At 34.9% G+C, this 16,363-nt stretch carries 19 protein-coding genes, 1 pseudogene and 2 riboswitches; of the genes and pseudogenes, 10 read left to right on the top strand and 10 right to left on the bottom strand.

From position 1 onward, the window contains the following. Positions 1 to 46 precede the first annotated feature (46 nt). The 3 genes and pseudogenes from ACFWDE_RS04070 to ACFWDE_RS04060 form a co-directional block, all read right to left on the bottom strand. Positions 47 to 407: pseudogene (locus tag ACFWDE_RS04070) on the bottom strand (DUF3915 family protein). Positions 408 to 603: 196 nt separating this feature from the next. Further along, complete coding sequence (locus ACFWDE_RS04065; RefSeq protein WP_002088422.1) at positions 604 to 822, bottom strand: hypothetical protein; 219 nt, start codon at positions 820 to 822, stop codon at positions 604 to 606. Positions 823 to 1,059: 237 nt separating this feature from the next. Continuing rightward, on the bottom strand, positions 1,060 to 1,677 hold the full coding sequence (locus ACFWDE_RS04060; protein WP_002145933.1) for a nitroreductase family protein: 618 nt from the start codon (positions 1,675 to 1,677) through the stop codon (positions 1,060 to 1,062). Positions 1,678 to 2,007: 330 nt separating this feature from the next. On the opposite strand from ACFWDE_RS04060, the gene ACFWDE_RS04055 reads away from it, so the two are divergent. From ACFWDE_RS04055 to ACFWDE_RS04040, 4 genes are all read left to right on the top strand, one after another. Continuing rightward, positions 2,008 to 3,300: a GGDEF domain-containing protein gene (locus ACFWDE_RS04055; protein ID WP_377890265.1), complete on the top strand. Its 1,293-nt coding sequence runs from the start codon at positions 2,008 to 2,010 to the stop codon at positions 3,298 to 3,300. 91 nt (positions 3,301 to 3,391) lie between these two features. Then, entirely contained in the window at positions 3,392 to 4,522 is a 1,131-nt protein-coding gene (locus tag ACFWDE_RS04050; protein ID WP_377890263.1) for a serine hydrolase domain-containing protein, read from the top strand. A gap of 4 nt (positions 4,523 to 4,526) precedes the next feature. After that, positions 4,527 to 5,405, top strand: a complete 879-nt coding sequence (locus ACFWDE_RS04045; protein WP_002033921.1) for an NAD(P)-dependent oxidoreductase — start codon at positions 4,527 to 4,529, stop codon at positions 5,403 to 5,405. Between the two features lie 5 nt (positions 5,406 to 5,410). Next, positions 5,411 to 5,743, top strand: coding sequence for a DUF3909 family protein (locus ACFWDE_RS04040; protein ID WP_002122159.1), 333 nt, complete (start codon positions 5,411 to 5,413; stop codon positions 5,741 to 5,743). A gap of 61 nt (positions 5,744 to 5,804) precedes the next feature. Here ACFWDE_RS04040 and ACFWDE_RS04035 read toward each other — a convergent pair whose 3' ends face one another. From ACFWDE_RS04035 to ACFWDE_RS04010, 6 genes are all read right to left on the bottom strand, one after another. Beyond that, positions 5,805 to 6,080 carry a hypothetical protein gene (locus ACFWDE_RS04035; protein WP_002111585.1) on the bottom strand — a complete coding sequence of 92 codons (276 nt, stop codon included), beginning with the start codon at positions 6,078 to 6,080 and terminating at the stop codon, positions 5,805 to 5,807. A 318-nt stretch (positions 6,081 to 6,398) separates the two neighbouring features. Next, complete coding sequence (locus ACFWDE_RS04030; RefSeq protein WP_377890260.1) at positions 6,399 to 6,911, bottom strand: 1,2-dihydroxy-3-keto-5-methylthiopentene dioxygenase; 513 nt, start codon at positions 6,909 to 6,911, stop codon at positions 6,399 to 6,401. After that, positions 6,889 to 7,527: a methylthioribulose 1-phosphate dehydratase gene (locus ACFWDE_RS04025; protein ID WP_002145939.1), complete on the bottom strand. Its 639-nt coding sequence runs from the start codon at positions 7,525 to 7,527 to the stop codon at positions 6,889 to 6,891. The genes ACFWDE_RS04030 and ACFWDE_RS04025 overlap by 23 nt, the downstream gene beginning before the upstream one ends. After that, positions 7,524 to 8,183: a 2-hydroxy-3-keto-5-methylthiopentenyl-1-phosphate phosphatase gene (locus ACFWDE_RS04020; protein ID WP_002145940.1), complete on the bottom strand. Its 660-nt coding sequence runs from the start codon at positions 8,181 to 8,183 to the stop codon at positions 7,524 to 7,526. Before ACFWDE_RS04020 ends, ACFWDE_RS04025 begins: the two co-directional genes overlap by 4 nt. Further along, positions 8,180 to 9,424, bottom strand: coding sequence for a 2,3-diketo-5-methylthiopentyl-1-phosphate enolase (mtnW, locus tag ACFWDE_RS04015; protein ID WP_377890257.1), 1,245 nt, complete (start codon positions 9,422 to 9,424; stop codon positions 8,180 to 8,182). The genes ACFWDE_RS04020 and mtnW overlap by 4 nt, the downstream gene beginning before the upstream one ends. Positions 9,425 to 9,488: 64 nt before the next feature. Continuing rightward, a riboswitch (SAM riboswitch) is annotated at positions 9,489 to 9,594 on the bottom strand. A 64-nt stretch (positions 9,595 to 9,658) separates the two neighbouring features. After that, positions 9,659 to 10,837, bottom strand: a complete 1,179-nt coding sequence (locus ACFWDE_RS04010; RefSeq protein WP_377890255.1) for a pyridoxal phosphate-dependent aminotransferase — start codon at positions 10,835 to 10,837, stop codon at positions 9,659 to 9,661. Positions 10,838 to 10,851: 14 nt separating this feature from the next. On the opposite strand from ACFWDE_RS04010, the gene ACFWDE_RS04005 reads away from it, so the two are divergent. The 4 genes from ACFWDE_RS04005 to ACFWDE_RS03990 all read left to right on the top strand — a co-directional run bounded on the left by ACFWDE_RS04005 (position 10,852) and on the right by ACFWDE_RS03990 (position 14,486). Next, positions 10,852 to 11,715, top strand: coding sequence for a carbon-nitrogen family hydrolase (locus tag ACFWDE_RS04005; protein ID WP_377890457.1), 864 nt, complete (start codon positions 10,852 to 10,854; stop codon positions 11,713 to 11,715). Positions 11,716 to 11,786: 71 nt separating this feature from the next. Continuing rightward, a riboswitch (SAM riboswitch) is annotated at positions 11,787 to 11,927 on the top strand. Positions 11,928 to 12,015: 88 nt separating this feature from the next. Then, positions 12,016 to 13,197 carry an S-methyl-5-thioribose kinase gene (gene mtnK / locus ACFWDE_RS04000; RefSeq protein ID WP_377890253.1) on the top strand — a complete coding sequence of 394 codons (1,182 nt, stop codon included), beginning with the start codon at positions 12,016 to 12,018 and terminating at the stop codon, positions 13,195 to 13,197. Continuing rightward, complete coding sequence (gene mtnA, locus ACFWDE_RS03995; RefSeq protein ID WP_377890251.1) at positions 13,194 to 14,249, top strand: S-methyl-5-thioribose-1-phosphate isomerase; 1,056 nt, start codon at positions 13,194 to 13,196, stop codon at positions 14,247 to 14,249. Before mtnK ends, mtnA begins: the two co-directional genes overlap by 4 nt. Before the next feature lie 75 nt (positions 14,250 to 14,324). Next, positions 14,325 to 14,486: a YvrJ family protein gene (locus ACFWDE_RS03990; RefSeq protein ID WP_377890249.1), complete on the top strand. Its 162-nt coding sequence runs from the start codon at positions 14,325 to 14,327 to the stop codon at positions 14,484 to 14,486. Positions 14,487 to 14,517: 31 nt separating this feature from the next. Here ACFWDE_RS03990 and ACFWDE_RS03985 read toward each other — a convergent pair whose 3' ends face one another. After that, entirely contained in the window at positions 14,518 to 15,294 is a 777-nt protein-coding gene (locus ACFWDE_RS03985; protein ID WP_088292589.1) for a 3-hydroxybutyrate dehydrogenase, read from the bottom strand. Between the two features lie 196 nt (positions 15,295 to 15,490). Between ACFWDE_RS03985 and ACFWDE_RS03980 the strand changes: the two genes are divergently transcribed. Together ACFWDE_RS03980 and ACFWDE_RS03975 are read left to right on the top strand one after the other, a co-directional pair. Beyond that, entirely contained in the window at positions 15,491 to 15,823 is a 333-nt protein-coding gene (locus tag ACFWDE_RS03980; protein ID WP_000107974.1) for a PadR family transcriptional regulator, read from the top strand. Continuing rightward, positions 15,823 to 16,363: DUF1129 domain-containing protein (locus ACFWDE_RS03975; protein WP_377890246.1), on the top strand; the 541-nt coding region annotated here is incomplete at its 3' end. The genes ACFWDE_RS03980 and ACFWDE_RS03975, both read left to right, overlap by 1 nt.

Below are 16,363 nucleotides of genomic sequence, written 5' to 3'. Positions count from 1 at the left end.
AGAAAAGTAAATCTTATTTTGTTACTATAGAGGATAGGGAACAGAATTAGATAGCGACTGCGATAATATCAGTTGGGCATACACGTAAAATGCCAGTAAAAGTATTTTGATTGTTCTTATCGTCTTTATTATTATTGTTGTTGTTATCTTTGTCATTACGAGCTAAAGCAGAGAAAAGAGCAACACCGTTACAGAATCCTTCAAAAATTACATTACGGAATGATTGATGGCCTCTAATGCTTAAAAGAGAAATTTCTGTTCCAACTGAAATGGTAGCAAGTACGTTACATACAGCAGGTCGGTGTGGTCTAACTTCTTCTCTTTCTCTCTTTCTCGCGATGGTCACACTCTCTTTCACGATGATGGCATTCTCTAAAGTTATCACAGCATCCAAATGATCCAAACATAATCCTCATCACCCCCTTCACACTTATAATCTATGTAAGTTCGGCAGTCGGTGACTGGACAGATAATGGAAATTTTTCTAGGGGATTTTCTCATTTTAAATGACTAGATGGGTATTTAGTATGGAATGATGTTTAAAATAGGGGAAATATCACAAAAAAATGTAAAGACCACCGAAATGAATGAAATAGGTAGCCTTTACACTTTTTTACTTTTATATAAAACGATGATATATACAGGAAGAGCTAAGAGTAGTGGTGCAATGGATCGTGCAGTATGTTTTTCTGCTTCTAATTGTAACGCTTCTTCTTTAGGGAATTGTAACACTGATATGTTTGCAGCATCGCCAATAAAATATAGCAGTAGTACAGTTACTATGTAACTTAAAAGTGCGATAAAGCTTCCGTATGAACTCAATGAAAATCCCTCTCTTGTTATCTATTTGTTATTATTGTATCACAATTGTAACAAAAATACACGGTTATATTTCGATACTTTAACAAATTTCGACATAAAACGTCATATTTGTTTATGGGGATAGCATGAAAATTACGATTTCTCTATGTATAGATGTCGAATAATACATTGTAATATTACGGATGTGTGACAGAATAATAAAAAAACGAAGGTAATGAAATTACCTTCGTTTTTTTATTATTTCGCCCATTCACTCACTTGTTCTACGCTCATGCGCGGTGCAGGGTGACCTTTTAAAGTTGATTCACCAATTGTAATAAGCATAATTGGTACGTAACGAGATGAAACATTAAATTCTTCCATTAGTGCTTGTGGGTTGAAACCACCAATTGCGCAAGTATCCCAGCCAGTTGCTTTAGCAGCAAGCATAAGTTGCATTGCTGCTAAAGCAGCATTTGAAAAAGCAGCATCTCGTGGGTATTGCTCACGAGTATATGCAGATTCAATGTTTTTAGCTAAGCGCTCTTTTGCTTCTTCTTTCATAAACCCTTGTTCTACAATTGGGCCGTAAACAGGTTCAACATTTTTATATGCTTCTAAATCACCTAAAATAGCGACTACGGCAGAAGCATCAAGAATTTGTTGTTGGTTATAAGCAATTGGGTGTAATCGTTTTTGTACGTCTTCGCCTTGGAAAACAAGGAATTTCCAGTGTTGCAAGTTCCAAGCAGAAGGTGCTTGAGCAGCTGCTTTTAAAATTTCATGTAATTCTGTAGATGAAATTTCTTTTTCAGGGTTGAATGCACGTGTAGATGTGCGTTCATATAAAACGTTAAAAAAGTCACTGTTTGTCATTATATATCCTCCAAATTACATATCAGCTTAATTTAAAATACATGTAATATATTCTACTTACATTTTGTAAGTTATTGAATTTAAGAATATAATAACTTTATTTTAATTGTCAAGTTTTAAGTAATAAGGAGGGCATTCATACAAACGATACAATTCATATAATCATACACTAAAAAAGGAATTTCCAGAGTAGATAAGCGAAGATAACATTCTCAATTAGCTTGTTAATATGTATCCCTCACTAATCGGATTTTTTTGAGAACAATCTTTTATAAAATGATTGTGAGGAATTCAGCAAAACAAGATATATGAAGTGAGTGAAGACTAGTGATGAACATACTACATTTTTTATTAGAGAATACTGTTTTCCAAAATGTATTACAAGATCTTCAGTTGAATGTCCTTTATATAGAAGATGGATGTACACATCAACAAACGATAGAAAATGTCCATCCAAAATGTATGTTTATAGCAAATAGTTTTGAAGAAGGAGAACTATTGTTTCATAAGACTAAACCACATATTGTAATTATGTATGTAACAGATTTTTCTCAAATAAAATATATAAAGAATATGTATAATCCCCATAGTACATTCATTGTCATTTGGGATCAACAGATAACAAACGAGTTTACAGAGGTGCTTACGTTAGGAATACGTAATATTGTGATAGCCCCAGTAACTCCACAAGTAGTGTTAGAGGAAGTGAATAAGAGTTTGTATCAACTTTCTTTAGTACGGCAAGTAAGTTTGCAACAAGAACTACTTCAGACGATGTTTGATTTTCAAAATGATCTATTATTTATAGTAGAAGATGATGAGATTGTTGATTGTAATACGAATTTTTTAGAGTTTTTCGGATATGAAAATTTGTTTGCTTATCGTGAGCAACATTTAGTATTTGCTGAACATTTTATTAGAGAAAATGGATATTATTCAACGACTCATGATATAACATGGTTAGATGATACATTATCATATGATAGAAGAATTAAGATGTCCAATTATGAAGGGATCGTATCAACATTTTTATTACGTGCGACACCGTTGCCAGAAGATTTATCGAGATTTATTGTAAAGTGTACAGAGATTACAGAATTAGACGAAATCTATCAAGAGCAAGAAAGACTTGCTATGATAGATTCATTGACAGAGATTTATAATCGTTTGAAGTTCCAACAAATACTAGAGGTAGAGTGGGACAATGCAATACGTAACGATGAAAAATTAGCACTTATTTTATTTGATATAGATAATTTTAAAACAGTAAATGACACATATGGCCATGATTTTGGCGATTTAGCATTAATACAACTTGCAGATCTTATGAAATCTAAAGTTGAACATCAACATATATTTGCAAGGTGGGGAGGAGAGGAATTCATAATATTAGTGACAAATACGGTAGAAAAAGAAGCGTTTCAAGTTGCGGAATCATTGCGTTTTTTCATTGAAACAAAGCAATTCACTGGAATCTCAAAATTAACAGCGAGTTTTGGAGTTGCGTTACATGAGAAAGGGATTACTAAAGAAGAATTAATGCAAAGAGCGGATATTGCATTATATGAAGCAAAAAAAAATGGGAAAAATCAAGTATGTATATATAGGAAAGAAAAAATGTGATTTTTCGCAACAAATTGTTGCGATTTTTTTTTATTACCTGATAATAGAATATGGGGGACCATTTTAAATGAAATAATTACGGAGGAACAATATGATAAAAAAAATAATGGTTATGGCTTCACTGTCTGCTGTAGTTTGTGGCGGAGTATACTATTTTCTCTATAGTCCCGATCCAAAGGAACAAGCAGTATTAACAACAAAGGTAACGCCTGCTATTGAGTCAGAGGTACAGGATAATATAGAAAAAGTACAAAAAATTGATTATGCTAGTATAGCTCAAAAGTTAGATCAGTATTTAGTAGGAAAGCAATTTAATGGGACAGTTTTGGTGACAGATAAAGAGCATGTTATATTGAATAAAGGATATGGATATGCTGATGTTCAAAATAAAATAGAAAATACGCCTCAAACAAAATATCGTATTGGTTCTATTACGAAAACCGTTGTTGCTACATCCATTTTACAGTTACAAGAACAAGGGAAGTTAAATATCCAAGATAATGTAAATAAATACATTCCTTCATTTCCAGCAGATAAAAACATCACGTTATATCACTTATTAACGCATACATCTGGTTTACCGGAAAATGGGAAAGGAAAGGTTAATGTAGCTTCACGTATAAATTTAATAAATTGGATTGGAAGTCAAAAGTTAGATTTTCCACCAGGAACAGGTTGGAAGTATACGGATTATAATTATATGGTGCTCGCTTATATTATAGAAAATATAACGAAAAAGCCTTTAGGAGATTATATAAAAGAAAATATATTTACAAAGGCAGAGATGCATGAATCAGGTATGGGAAATATGGTACCTGGAGATAAAAACTTCACGAAGGGTTATGTGAAGAAAGATCAAGAACTTGTACCAGCGCAAAAATTAGGGATGGACTGGTTATATGGCTCTGGTGAGATGTATACGACAGTAGGAGATATGAAGAAATTAGATGAAGCGATTATAAATGGAAAGCTTCTTTCTGAACAAAGTATACAAGCGATGTTTACACCTTCTGCAGAGAGGAAATATGCATTTAGCTTTTACATATATCCTGATTTTTTCCATAATCATGGTGTATTATCTGGTTGGAATACGTTTAATAATTTCAATAAAGAAAAAGGAACGTTTGTTATTTTATTCTCAAATGTGAAGAATAGTTTGGATGATGATTTTAATAAGGAATTTCGGAAGATGGTAAATGATTTATTAGAACAAAGGGGATGAGAAGATGGAGAATAAAAATTTATCAATAGGTTTCATTGGTATTGGTGTGATGGGAAAAAGTATGGTTAACCATTTAATGCAAAGTGGTTATAAAGTATATGTATATAATAGAACGAAAGAAAAAGCGGATTCTTTAGTGCAAGAGGGTGCGACTTGGTGTGATACACCGAAAGCGTTAGTAAAGCAAGTTGATGTTGTTATGACGATGGTTGGTTATCCTCATGATGTAGAAGAAGTGTACTTTGGGATAGATGGAATTTTAGAACATGCAAATGAAGGTACGATAGCAATTGACTTTACAACATCTACACCAACATTGGCAAAACGTATTAATGAAGTTGCGAAAAGCAAGAATATATATACATTAGATGCACCAGTATCTGGAGGGGACATTGGCGCTAAAGAAGCTAGACTAGCAATTATGGTCGGTGGAGAGAACAGAATATATGATATTTGCTTACCTCTATTTGAAAAATTAGGAACAAATATTCAGTTGCAAGGCCCTGCTGGGAGTGGACAACATACAAAAATGTGCAATCAAATTGCAATTGCTTCTAACATGATAGGAGTATGTGAAGCGGTAGCGTATGCGAAAAAGGCTGGACTTAATGCAGATAAAGTATTAGAGAGTATTTCGACAGGAGCAGCAGGTAGCTGGTCATTAAGTAATTTAGCTCCTCGAATGTTAAAAGGAGATTTTGAACCTGGCTTTTATGTAAAGCATTTTATGAAAGATATGAAGATTGCTTTAGATGAAGCTGAAAAATTACAATTACCAGTACCGGGTCTAACCCTAGCGAAGGAATTGTATGAAGAGCTAATCGCAGATGGAAAAGAGAATAGCGGAACACAAGTATTATACAAAAAGTATATAAGGGGGTAAATGAAATGGATCTCCAAAAGTTTGACGAGATGATTGATGCTGTGCAACGAGCAACTTGTGTACAGATTAATGATAAGCAAAAAGAAGCTTTTAAACAAAAATACGATTTTGGACCAGATTTTGAATATGGAAGAGATGAGAAAGGGCATTATGTTATCCGAACCTCGAAAAAGATGTTAGAGGAAATGGAGTTTTATTTGGCATTGAAATATGATCGGGATGGAATTGCCCTTTATATGCATGCTGAGATTGAAGGGACATGTCATGTATCAGTTAGCTATAGTGAAGATGCACTTCATTTGCAAGAATTGTTTCAATTTCTAGAAGAAAATAAATAAAAAGTCCTCATTTGAGGACTTTTTATTTATTTAGGCAGACATAATATTTAAGTTGGATAATTTATAGGCTGGAAGCACGGCGGCATCGTTCAATTGGGAATGGAATAACTTGTGCAATGTGATTAGGACCCAACTGTTTCGCGCGAGCATGGCGTAGTATATAAAATGCGCACAGAATAGCAACAGGAATAGCACCATATAAACCAAAAAATAAAGCGCTTACACATGATGCAGCAAAACCTAAAACACCAACTTCTAATTCTTCCATAATAGCTCCTAAAATGACAGGAATAGCTCCGCATATAACTCCTAGTATAAGTGCGATAAGTAAACTCATGATTATCCCCCTCTGTTTGCAATATTCTTTTCCTTCTTATTAGTTGTAGTATATCACACATAAAACAGAATTTTCAGAAAAAATCAAAAAAAGTTCAACAAATGTTCAAAAAGTATTCCGAAATGTACTTGATAAAGTGGAATTATGATTCGAGATATTTGATTTAAACAAACGAAAGGGACAAATCATTTTAGTAAATAAAAAATCAGGCTTACTTCAATGTTATGAAATAAGCCTGTTCCATAGGAGGATGTATATATGTAGAGTGAATAAAAGGTTGGAAAAGGGGTTCCAATTTCTTTTATTCAACTAGCTACCTTAATAAATTGGAACCCAACCTTCTGTTGTAACAAAAATACGAATAGCTACAACTTGGCGATCATTTTGTAAGGTAAAATAGTGTCTTGCATTTTCAGGTACAGATATAAGATCACCAGGCTCAAGTTCAACGTCAAAGAATCGACCATTTTTTCCTTCAATAGCGAAGATGCCATGACCGCTGACAATAAAGCGAACTTCATCGTCAGTATGATGGTGCTCTTTTTGGAAATTAATTAATAACTCGTCAAGGTTAGGTATGCTATTTGAAAGTGAAATCACATCATATGCTTTATAACCTCTGCGCTCTGAAACATCAGCAATTTCTTTTGAAAACAACGTTAATATTTCAGCTTTGTTTTCATCTGTTAAGGAGTAATTTTCTTTTAAATGAGTAGGAAGTTTAGAAATATTCCATTTCTCATATAAAACATCTTCTCCTTGTAGAAAGTTTGATACTTCTACTTCATTTTCAATACGAGTATTTTCCTCATGAATACGAATTTGCGCCATTAGAAACGCCTCCTTGAATTGATAATAATTTTATATGAAATTGGAATAAAAACTCATAAGCTTCTAATCTTTTTTTTGCATCAAAGCTATCACGGCCCCATACGGTAATGCCATGGTTTCGAATTAATACTGCTCCGGAATCTCCTTGTATATGCTTTCGAAATTTCTCTCCAAGCGTTGGGATATGAGCATCATTTTCGATAATAGGAATGTTAATCGTTGCACCTTCTTCCCAAATATCAAGAGCTTTAATAATTTCTTGATTTTGAAGGGTGACTTTATCGCTATACAAATTTGTGATGACATTATTATCAGTTGTATGAACATGAAGTACGCACCCGGCATTCGTGCTGTTATAAATATGTGTATGCAATATTGTTTCTGCTGAAGGGCTTAACTCAGTTTCTAAAACGGGAACTCCTTGATGATTTACTAATAGAAAATCATCTGGAGTGGTTTTTGTTTTATCTTTGCCACTTGCTGTAATAAGAAAAGTAAGGGGATCATGACTGACTTTTATAGAAATATTTCCACTTGTTGCTGGAAACCAATTCCGAGTTGTTAATTCTTTTTTTATTTCACTTAAGTCATACCATTGACGAAAAAGTTGTTTCATGATTTCACCTCCAACAAATGTTGTAATTCGACTTGAATATCGTGAAATGTGTTAAAGGATGTATAAGCAATATGATTTTCTTCACATTTTGTAATAAGGAAGTCACGGGCAAATACTTTATCTGCTTGTTTTGCTGCTTGTAAATCAGTAATGGAATCTCCTATCACAATATGAAAATCATCTTTAGAGCTTAGTTTACGAATTAATGATGATTTACAGAGACCACAACTATGCTGACATTGCTCGTCACAAGGGTGTGGCCATTTAACTTCAACAAATTCTCCTGAAAAGTCAGTTGCATTACAATAAATTTGTTCTTTAGGGATTATTTCTTGTAAGAGTGGATAGACGAAGAAATCCATTCCACCTGATATAACGTAAAAGGAAATGTTATTTTCATTAATAAATTGTATGAATTCATGAAAACCTGTACGGATTTCAGCAGTTTCTTGTAAAAACTGAATAATATCATCGTGTAGATTAATAGGTATTAATCGAAATAATTGAGAAACACCTTCTTGAATAGAAAGTTCTTGCGATAAAATTCTTTGCTTTATTTCCTCTGCTTCTGGTGGTGCGAATTTTTCCATAATGGACATAATGTTATCGTTATTTGTAATCGTACCATCGAAATCACAAAACACTTGAATACTCATAATTTCACCTCATGAGAGGGATTGCCCCATATTTGTAGTGCGCTATGCAAATTTATGTCATCTACTTCATGGAGTAGTTTACCTTGCAAAGTAGCATCAATTGCATTACGGAAAGCTTTTCCACCACCTTGCGCCCCATACGGATGCCCATGTATGCCGCCGCCCGCATTAATAACAACATCTTTACCGAAATCTCGTAGAATAAAGGGAACGAAACCAGGATGAATGCCAGCAGATGGGACAGAGAAACTTTTTTTGAAAAATGCATCGTCTTCAGTTAAATAGTTTGAAATGTTGAGAGCATCTTCCTTTTCTAACGCAACACTTCCGTATGGAGACGGGAATAAAGAAAAATCAGCACCAGCATAACGTAGTAGCTTTCCAAGTAATAATGGAGATGAGACCCCATATAGCTTGGATGCTGAATAAGCACCACTTACAGCAGGGTGTGCCATAATAGGAACTGGGATTTCATCATCTTCTGCAAGTGATTGTAGTACATCTAGTCCGTAAGCAAATACATTAAATAATAGAATATCAGCACCAGCTTGCACTGCGCGTTTCGCATTTTCTTTTAAATCAAAAGTTCGTCCTGTTAAATTTACGGCATATAACGTTTTATGTCCGTATGTTTCATATACGGATTGTAAAACTTCTTTTCCAGATACAATGCGTTTCGTAAGTGGTGTTAATGTATTCTCAAATAATATTTCATCATCTTTTACTATATCTACACCACCAATTGCTTGATCACGTAATTGCGTTTTTAAATACCCAATATTTCGTCCAATCATTCCTTTAAAAATACTCATTAAAAGGGGACGCTCATGCACTTGTAAAAGATTTCGAATACCATCTATCCCGAACTTTGGACCAGGGAAATACTTTTTTAACTCGTCTGAAAATGTTAAGTCAATTAATTTCACTTCGCCATCAAGTGATAGCTTTCCGAATGTAGTTGTTAAAATTGCTGGTAAGTCTGGACTGAAGTTTAATAACGGATATTCGATTTTAATAATCCCGCGTTTAACTTTTTTACGTAAATACGAATTGGTATGTTCTTGTTCAGCTAACTCCTCAACATGAATGACGTTGCCTTTATGCTGTTTTAATTGTTCTTGCAATAAGTGTGGCAAATGAGTCCAAGAGCCAATTGTTAAACCGAGTGCAATTTGCTCGGCCTTTTTTTCTAAGTTATGTGAATCATCATGGATTAAATACGTTGCTATAATTCCGCTCATTGTTAAAACCTCCTAGTTAAATAAAAAAACCTCTCAGCTAAGGAGAGGTTTTTTTACAACCAGCTCCTTATCTGTCAGCATAACGCTGCGAGAATTAGCACCGTGTCTACAATTGTAGATCGGTTGCCGGGTTTCGTCGGGCTCGTCCCTCCACCTGCTCTTGATAAGAAGTATTTAGAAATGTTTAAATTTTTAAGATAACTGAATTTTGTCAGATATTTTTCATGTTGTCAATTACTTTTTGAAAAAATTTAATTTATCAATTCGATTAATGGCTTCTCGTAATCTATCTTCTGTATGTAAGAGGCCAACACGAACATACCCTTCGCCATGTTCACCAAATCCAACACCAGGAGCAACTGCAACGTGTGCTTTTTCTAGTAAAATATTAGAAAATTGCTCAGATGTATAACCTTCTGGTACAGGAAGCCATGCAAAGAATGATCCGGTTGGAATGTCCACATTCCAACCAATTGAGTGACAAGCTGAAATAAGAGAGTTTCTACGAGATTCGTAACTATTTACAAGGTCTACGACGCAAGACTGTGAACTTAATAGTGCTTCACGGGCAGCATCTTGAACTGCACCAAAAATACTAACATACATATGATCTTGTAATAAGTTAATTGTTTCAATCACACTTTCATTCCCCACAGCAAAAGCGATGCGCCATCCAGCCATATTGAAAGTTTTCGATAGAGTGTAAATTTCAATACCTGTATCTTTAGCGCCGTCTGCTTGCAAGAAACTAACAGGTTTTTGACCATCGAATCCAATCGCACCGTAAGCGAAATCATGAACGACTAATATATTATGTTCATTAGCAAAATGAATCGTTTCATCAAAGAAATCTTTTGATGCAGTAGCACCAGTAGGATTGTTTGGGTAATTTAAAAACATTAACTTTGCTTTCTTGGCAATAGAGTCATCAATTTTTGTATAATCTGGTAAAAATTTATTTTCTGCAATAAGCGGCATTGTTTCAAAGTGCGCTTTTGCTAAAGCAACTCCAGATAAATAATCTGGATAGCCTGGATCTGGAACGAGAATGGTATCGCCAGGGTTTGTAAAACAAATTGGTAATTCTACTAATCCGGCCTTTCCGCCAAACAAAATAGCAACTTCTGTTTTGGGATTTAATTCTACGCCGTATTCACGTTGATAGAATGTTGCCACAGCTTCTTTTAAACTTTCATGTCCGCGAAATGGCGGATATTTATGATGAATGGCCTTTTCAGCAGCGTCTTGTAAAGCTTTTACGATATGCTGCGGTGTAGGTTGATCTGGATTACCTTGTCCTAGATTAATAACATCATGACCAGCTGCAACGACTTTGTTAACTTTTGCAACAAGTGAAGCGAAAAATTGTGTCGGCAATGATGTTACTACTTCGGAAGGTTGAAATAATTTCATACTTTCCACCTCTTTTGAAAGTTGTTACAATTCTAGTGACAAATGATATAATCTTTCCAGTATTTTGTAAAGAAAAAATTAAGAATGGAGCGGACAAAATGAAAGTCGCATGTATTCAAATGGATATTATCTTTGGAGATGTAGAAAAAAATATTGAGAATGCTAAAAATAAAATAAGCGAAGCGATGAAGGAAAGACCAGATGTTATCGTCTTACCAGAATTATGGACAACAGGATATGATTTAACAAGACTTTCTGAAATTGCAGATAGGGATGGATTGGAAACGAAAGAAAAATTGAAAGAATGGTCGAAACAATATGGTGTACATATTGTTGGTGGCTCCATAGCGAAGCAAACAGAGCAAGGTGTTACAAATACGATGTATGTTGTAAGCCGCGAAGGACAGCTAGTAAATGAATATAGTAAAGTACATTTATTTCAGCTTATGGATGAACATAAATATTTAATAGCTGGAAATGAGACAGGGGAATTTAAGCTAGATAATGTAGAGTGCGCTGGCACAATTTGTTATGATATTCGTTTTCCGGAGTGGATGCGTGTTCATACTGCTAAAGGTGCTAACGTTTTATTTGTTGTAGCAGAATGGCCATTAGTACGTTTAGCGCATTGGCGTTTGCTTTTACAGGCGAGAGCAGTTGAAAACCAGTGTTATGTTGTAGCATGTAATAGAGCCGGAAAGGATCCGAATAATGAGTTTGCAGGTCATTCTTTAATTGTGGATCCTTGGGGAGAAGTTGTGGTGGAGGCAGATGAAGAGGAATCTATTTTATTTGGAGAGCTGCAATTAGAAAAAATTAAAGAAGTTCGTAAAGGAATTCCAGTTTTTACAGATCGCCGCCCAGAATTATATAATTAAAATATTGACAAGTGATTTTTATTCTTGGTATATTCTTCAACATAAAGTTAAAAATTCAAAAAATTATACAACTCTTATCAAGAGCAGGTGGAGGGATTTGGCCCGATGAAGCCCAGCAACCGACCGTAATACCATTGTGAAATGGGGCGTTTATTACGCCAAAAGGCACGGTGCTAATTCCAGCAGAAAGTAAACTTTCTGGCAGATAAGAGGGGAGAAGATAAACTTCAAACCTCTTTCTTCGTGGAAAGAGGTTTTTCTGCGTTAGAAAAACCTCTGAATTAAAAGGGGGAGAAGACGATGGGATATTATTCATTAACAGAAATAACAGCTGTACAATATGCGAAAGAACATGGCTATTTTGAAAAGAAAGCAAATGTAGTTTGCCATGAAATTGGAGATGGAAACTTAAATTACGTGTTCAAATTAGATGATGGAGAGAAGTCGATTATAATAAAACAAGCTCTTCCGTATGCAAAAGTAGTTGGTGAGAGTTGGCCGTTGTCAATAAAAAGAGCAACGATTGAAAGTAAGGCATTACAAATTTTTGCGAAGTATGTCCCGGATTATGTCCCGGTAGTGTACAGTCATGATGAAGAGCTAGCCGTAACAGTAATAGAAGACTTATCAAGGCTAACGATTACAAGAAAAGGATTAATAGACGGAGAAGAGTATCCTCTTTTATCCCAGCATATTGGTCGCTTTCTAGCACATGTTTTATTTTATACTTCAGATTTCGGCGTACGTTCAGAAGAGAAAAGAGTGTTAGATAGTGAATTTGTTAATCCAGATCTTAGTAAAATCACAGAAGATTTAGTGTTTACAGATCCGTTTGGACATTACGATACGAATAATTATGAGCCAGATCTACAGCTAGTGGTTGATGAACTGTGGAGTGACAAAAATTTAAAATTAAAAGTAGCACAATATAAATATAAATTTTTAACGAGAAAAGAAGCGCTTATTCATGGTGATTTACATACTGGTAGCATTTTTTCATCACCTTCTGAAACGAAAGTGATTGATCCAGAATTTGCAACGTACGGTCCATTTGGATTTGATATCGGTCAATTTATTGCAAATCTATTATTAAATGCTTTATCTAGAGAAGAAGAAAAGAGAAGTGTACTATTTTTCCATATAGAAAAGACATGGAGTTATTTTGTAGAAACTTTTACGAAGTTATGGATTGGAGAAGGTGTAGAAGCATATACGAAAGAAAAACAATGGTTACCAATTATTTTGCAAAATATCTTTACTGATGCCGTCGGGTTTGCCGGATGTGAACTGATTCGTAGAACAATTGGCTTAGCTCATGTAGCAGATTTAGATGGAATAGCAAATAAAGAAAAAAGAATTCAAGCTAAGAAGCAAGCGCTGTACTTAGGAAAAGAACTAATAAAATATGAATCTAAGTGTGCTGATATTCAACTGTTTCGAATATTATTTCAACAGACAGTTTCAGGAGGCATAAAAGCATGAGTACAATTGTAACTGTTCCGAGGTCTGTAAGTTGGAAAGGTGATGCAATTGCGGTATTAAATCAAACAAAGCTGCCTCATAGTACAGAATACAAAACGTTAACGACTATTGAAGAGGTATGGAAAAGTATCATTATGTTAGAAGTACGCGGAGCACCTGCAATTGGAATTGTAGCTGCGTTTGGTTTGGCGCTTGCGACAAAGAAATACGATGCTACAAATATCGATGAATTTCAAAAGAAGTTTAATAGAGATTGTAACTATTTAGGGACATCACGTCCGACGGCAGTCAATTTATTTTGGGCAATTGATCGCATGAGAGAAGCTATACGAGGGATTTCTACAATAAAAGAAGCACAAAAAATATTAGAAGAGGAAGCACTTCGTATTCAGCAAGAGGATGAAGTGGTGTGCCGAAGTATTGGAGAACATGCTTTAACATGTTTTAAAGACGGTGATAAAATTTTAACAATTTGTAACGCTGGAAGTATTGCAACTGCTAGATATGGAACAGCATTAGCCCCATTTTATATTGGGAAAGAGAAAGGTGTGCGTTTACATGCGTATGCGTGTGAAACGAGACCAGTTTTACAAGGTGGACGCTTAACAACTTGGGAGTTGAAGCAAGCGGGCATTGATGTGACGCTTATTACAGATAATACAGCAGCTCATGCAATTCGTACGAAAGAAATTGATGCGATTATCGTAGGGGCAGATCGAATTGTTGCAAATGGAGATACGGCAAATAAAATTGGAACAATGAATTTAGCTATATTAGCAAAGTATTTCGGTATCCCATTTTACGTTGCAGCACCGTTATCTACATTTGATACTAAGAAACAAACAGGTGCTGAAATTGTCATTGAAGAAAGAGATGAAACAGAAGTTACGAAAATTTTTGGGAAACAAGTGGCGCCACTTGGAACGCCTGTATTTAACCCTGCATTTGACGTAACACCGCATGAATTAATTACAGGAATTATAACTGAGGAAGGTATTTTACGTGGAGATTATAAGCAAGAAATTACATCATTATTTGAAAAAACAAGCTAATCACAAATAGCTTGTTTTTTTTATGCCTAAGATTCTCTTTTCCTCTTATTTATGTAATGAAGGGAGGAGAGAAAGATGGAAGAGTGGATCAGGATGATAGGTAATGTGGGCTTTCCAATTGTTGTAACATTATATTTACTCCATCGGATTGAAAGTAAATTAGATGGGATAACTGTTGCAATAGAAAAACTGCCACAGCAATTACTAAAGTACGACGATCCTCGTAATAAAAAATAAAGTTTGCTCTTCGTGAGCAAACTTTATTTTTTTATTGAGCAGTATAACCACCATCGATAACAACAGCTTGACCAGTTATCCCTTTTGCTTTTTCGCTCGCTAAAAACATCGCATAATCAGCAATTTCTTGTACTTGTAATAAGCGCTTTTGTGGTACAAGTGGATAAATAACATCTTCTAAAACATTTTCAAGTGGTACATTTCGTGTAGTAGCTAAATCCTCTAGTTGATTGCGTACAAGAGGGGTATCGACATAACCAGGACAAAGGGCATTTACAGTAATACCATGGATAGCACCTTCTAAAGCGGCAACTTTTGTTAATCCAATTACGCCATGTTTTGCGCTATTGTAGGCAGCTTTTCCAGCGAATCCGACAAGGCCGTTAATAGAAGCGACGTTAATAATCCGGCCGTATTTTTGTTTTTTCATAATAGGAAAAGCGTGTTTGATGGCGATAAATGGAGCGATTTGCATAATTTTAATAAGAAGTTCGAATTTCTCAGTTGGAAAGTCTTCAATCGGTGAAACATGTTGCATTCCTGCATTGTTAATTAATACATCTAGTGAACCGAAATGACTAACTGTTTGAGAAAGCGCTGCTGTAATTTCTTCTTCAGATGTAACGTCACATTTTAAACCGATAGCTTGAAAGCCTTCTTTTTGTAATTGTTCAGCAGCTTCTTTCGCACGATCTTCAAGGCGATCAGTAATAACAACTTTTGCGCCTTCTTTTGCAAAAGCGTTCCCCATTTCATATCCAATACCACTAGCAGCACCTGTTAAAAAGACAACTCGATTTGTAACCATGATGAAAAACACTCCTTCATAATAAAAGTTCTCTTATTGCTCTATTTAGAGGGGGAACTACGAAATTCCTGCAAACATTTGGAAAAAAACCGTTAGCTATCTTGTTTTGCAAAATAGTCTCTGTTATACTATTTTGTAAAGCAAGATACTTACGCTTATCTATCTTGTAAAACAAGATAGTGGGAGGATTTGAATTATGTCGACAAGTCAAATGCTGAAAGGGATTTTAGAAGGATGCTTACTTGCTATTATTTCTGAAGGTGAAATATACGGTTATGAAATGAGTGAAAAGCTAGCAAAGTATGGTTTTACAATGGCGAGTGAGGGGAGTATTTATCCGTTGTTAATACGAATGCAAAAAGAGGGGCTAATATCAAGTGTAATGAAGGAATCTCCATCTGGTCCGAAACGGAAGTATTATACGTTAACAGAAAAGGGAGAAGATGAACTAGATGAATTTATGGGTCGCTGGGAAGCGATGCAAAGTAGTGTAGAACGTCTACTTGAAGGGAAGGGAAGGAGAAAATAATGCTATCAAGTGAAGCGCAAAAGTTTTTGTTAGATATGAGATTATTTTTGACCGCAAAGAGTGTGAAAGAAAGCGATATGGAAAGCTTTTTAGAAGATGCAGAGTTGCATTTAATAGAAGGTGAGAGTGACGGGAAAAGTGTAGAAGAAATTTTTGGAAGCTCGCCGAAAGAATATGCCAATGAACTTGTAAAAGTGATGGAAAGAGATAGACAGGAAACGTGGAAGCAAATTGGGTTTACGGTAATGAATATCGTTTCGTTTTGGATTATTGCTTCTATTTTAATAGTGAATAATGGAATTTTACAGATTTCACTTATTCAGTGCATTGGTTATAGTTTCACATTGATTTTAGCTGTAATGGGTCCCAATTTCTTGCTTCGTAAAATGACTTTTGTAACAAGTTTTACAAAAACATGGTTTTCTATGTGGTTTTTAGTCATGATTGCTCCAATGTTTTTATTAGGAGCGGTTACGATATTAGACGTGATATATCCTACAAAAATGATTACATTCACCCAAATGCAAAGTTATATATCAG

The sequence above is a fragment of the Bacillus sp. NPDC060175 genome, assembly GCF_042728695.1.
GTDB lineage: Bacteria > Bacillota > Bacilli > Bacillales > Bacillaceae_G > Bacillus_A.
Note: the sequence above shows the minus strand (reverse complement) of the source record. Positions and strands in the feature narration are given on the sequence as shown.

Bases quoted from the DNA above. Each gene is read 5' to 3' on its own strand.
- ACFWDE_RS04045 (WP_002033921.1), top strand. From the start codon at position 4,527: ATGGAGAATAAAAATTTATCAATAGGTTTCATTGGTATTGGTGTGATG.
- ACFWDE_RS04010 (WP_377890255.1), bottom strand. From the start codon at position 10,837: ATGAAATTATTTCAACCTTCCGAAGTAGTAACATCATTGCCGACACAA.
- mtnK (WP_377890253.1), top strand. From the start codon at position 12,016: ATGGGATATTATTCATTAACAGAAATAACAGCTGTACAATATGCGAAA.
- ACFWDE_RS04040 (WP_002122159.1), top strand. From the start codon at position 5,411: ATGGATCTCCAAAAGTTTGACGAGATGATTGATGCTGTGCAACGAGCA.
- ACFWDE_RS04055 (WP_377890265.1), top strand. From the start codon at position 2,008: ATGAACATACTACATTTTTTATTAGAGAATACTGTTTTCCAAAATGTA.
- ACFWDE_RS03985 (WP_088292589.1), bottom strand. From the start codon at position 15,294: ATGGTTACAAATCGAGTTGTCTTTTTAACAGGTGCTGCTAGTGGTATT.
- ACFWDE_RS04030 (WP_377890260.1), bottom strand. From the start codon at position 6,911: ATGGCGCAAATTCGTATTCATGAGGAAAATACTCGTATTGAAAATGAA.
- mtnW (WP_377890257.1), bottom strand. From the start codon at position 9,424: ATGAGCGGAATTATAGCAACGTATTTAATCCATGATGATTCACATAAC.
- ACFWDE_RS03980 (WP_000107974.1), top strand. From the start codon at position 15,491: ATGTCGACAAGTCAAATGCTGAAAGGGATTTTAGAAGGATGCTTACTT.
- ACFWDE_RS04025 (WP_002145939.1), bottom strand. From the start codon at position 7,527: ATGAAACAACTTTTTCGTCAATGGTATGACTTAAGTGAAATAAAAAAA.
- ACFWDE_RS04050 (WP_377890263.1), top strand. From the start codon at position 3,392: ATGATAAAAAAAATAATGGTTATGGCTTCACTGTCTGCTGTAGTTTGT.
- ACFWDE_RS03990 (WP_377890249.1), top strand. From the start codon at position 14,325: ATGGAAGAGTGGATCAGGATGATAGGTAATGTGGGCTTTCCAATTGTT.
- mtnA (WP_377890251.1), top strand. From the start codon at position 13,194: ATGAGTACAATTGTAACTGTTCCGAGGTCTGTAAGTTGGAAAGGTGAT.
- ACFWDE_RS04060 (WP_002145933.1), bottom strand. From the start codon at position 1,677: ATGACAAACAGTGACTTTTTTAACGTTTTATATGAACGCACATCTACA.
- ACFWDE_RS04035 (WP_002111585.1), bottom strand. From the start codon at position 6,080: ATGAGTTTACTTATCGCACTTATACTAGGAGTTATATGCGGAGCTATT.
- ACFWDE_RS04020 (WP_002145940.1), bottom strand. From the start codon at position 8,183: ATGAGTATTCAAGTGTTTTGTGATTTCGATGGTACGATTACAAATAAC.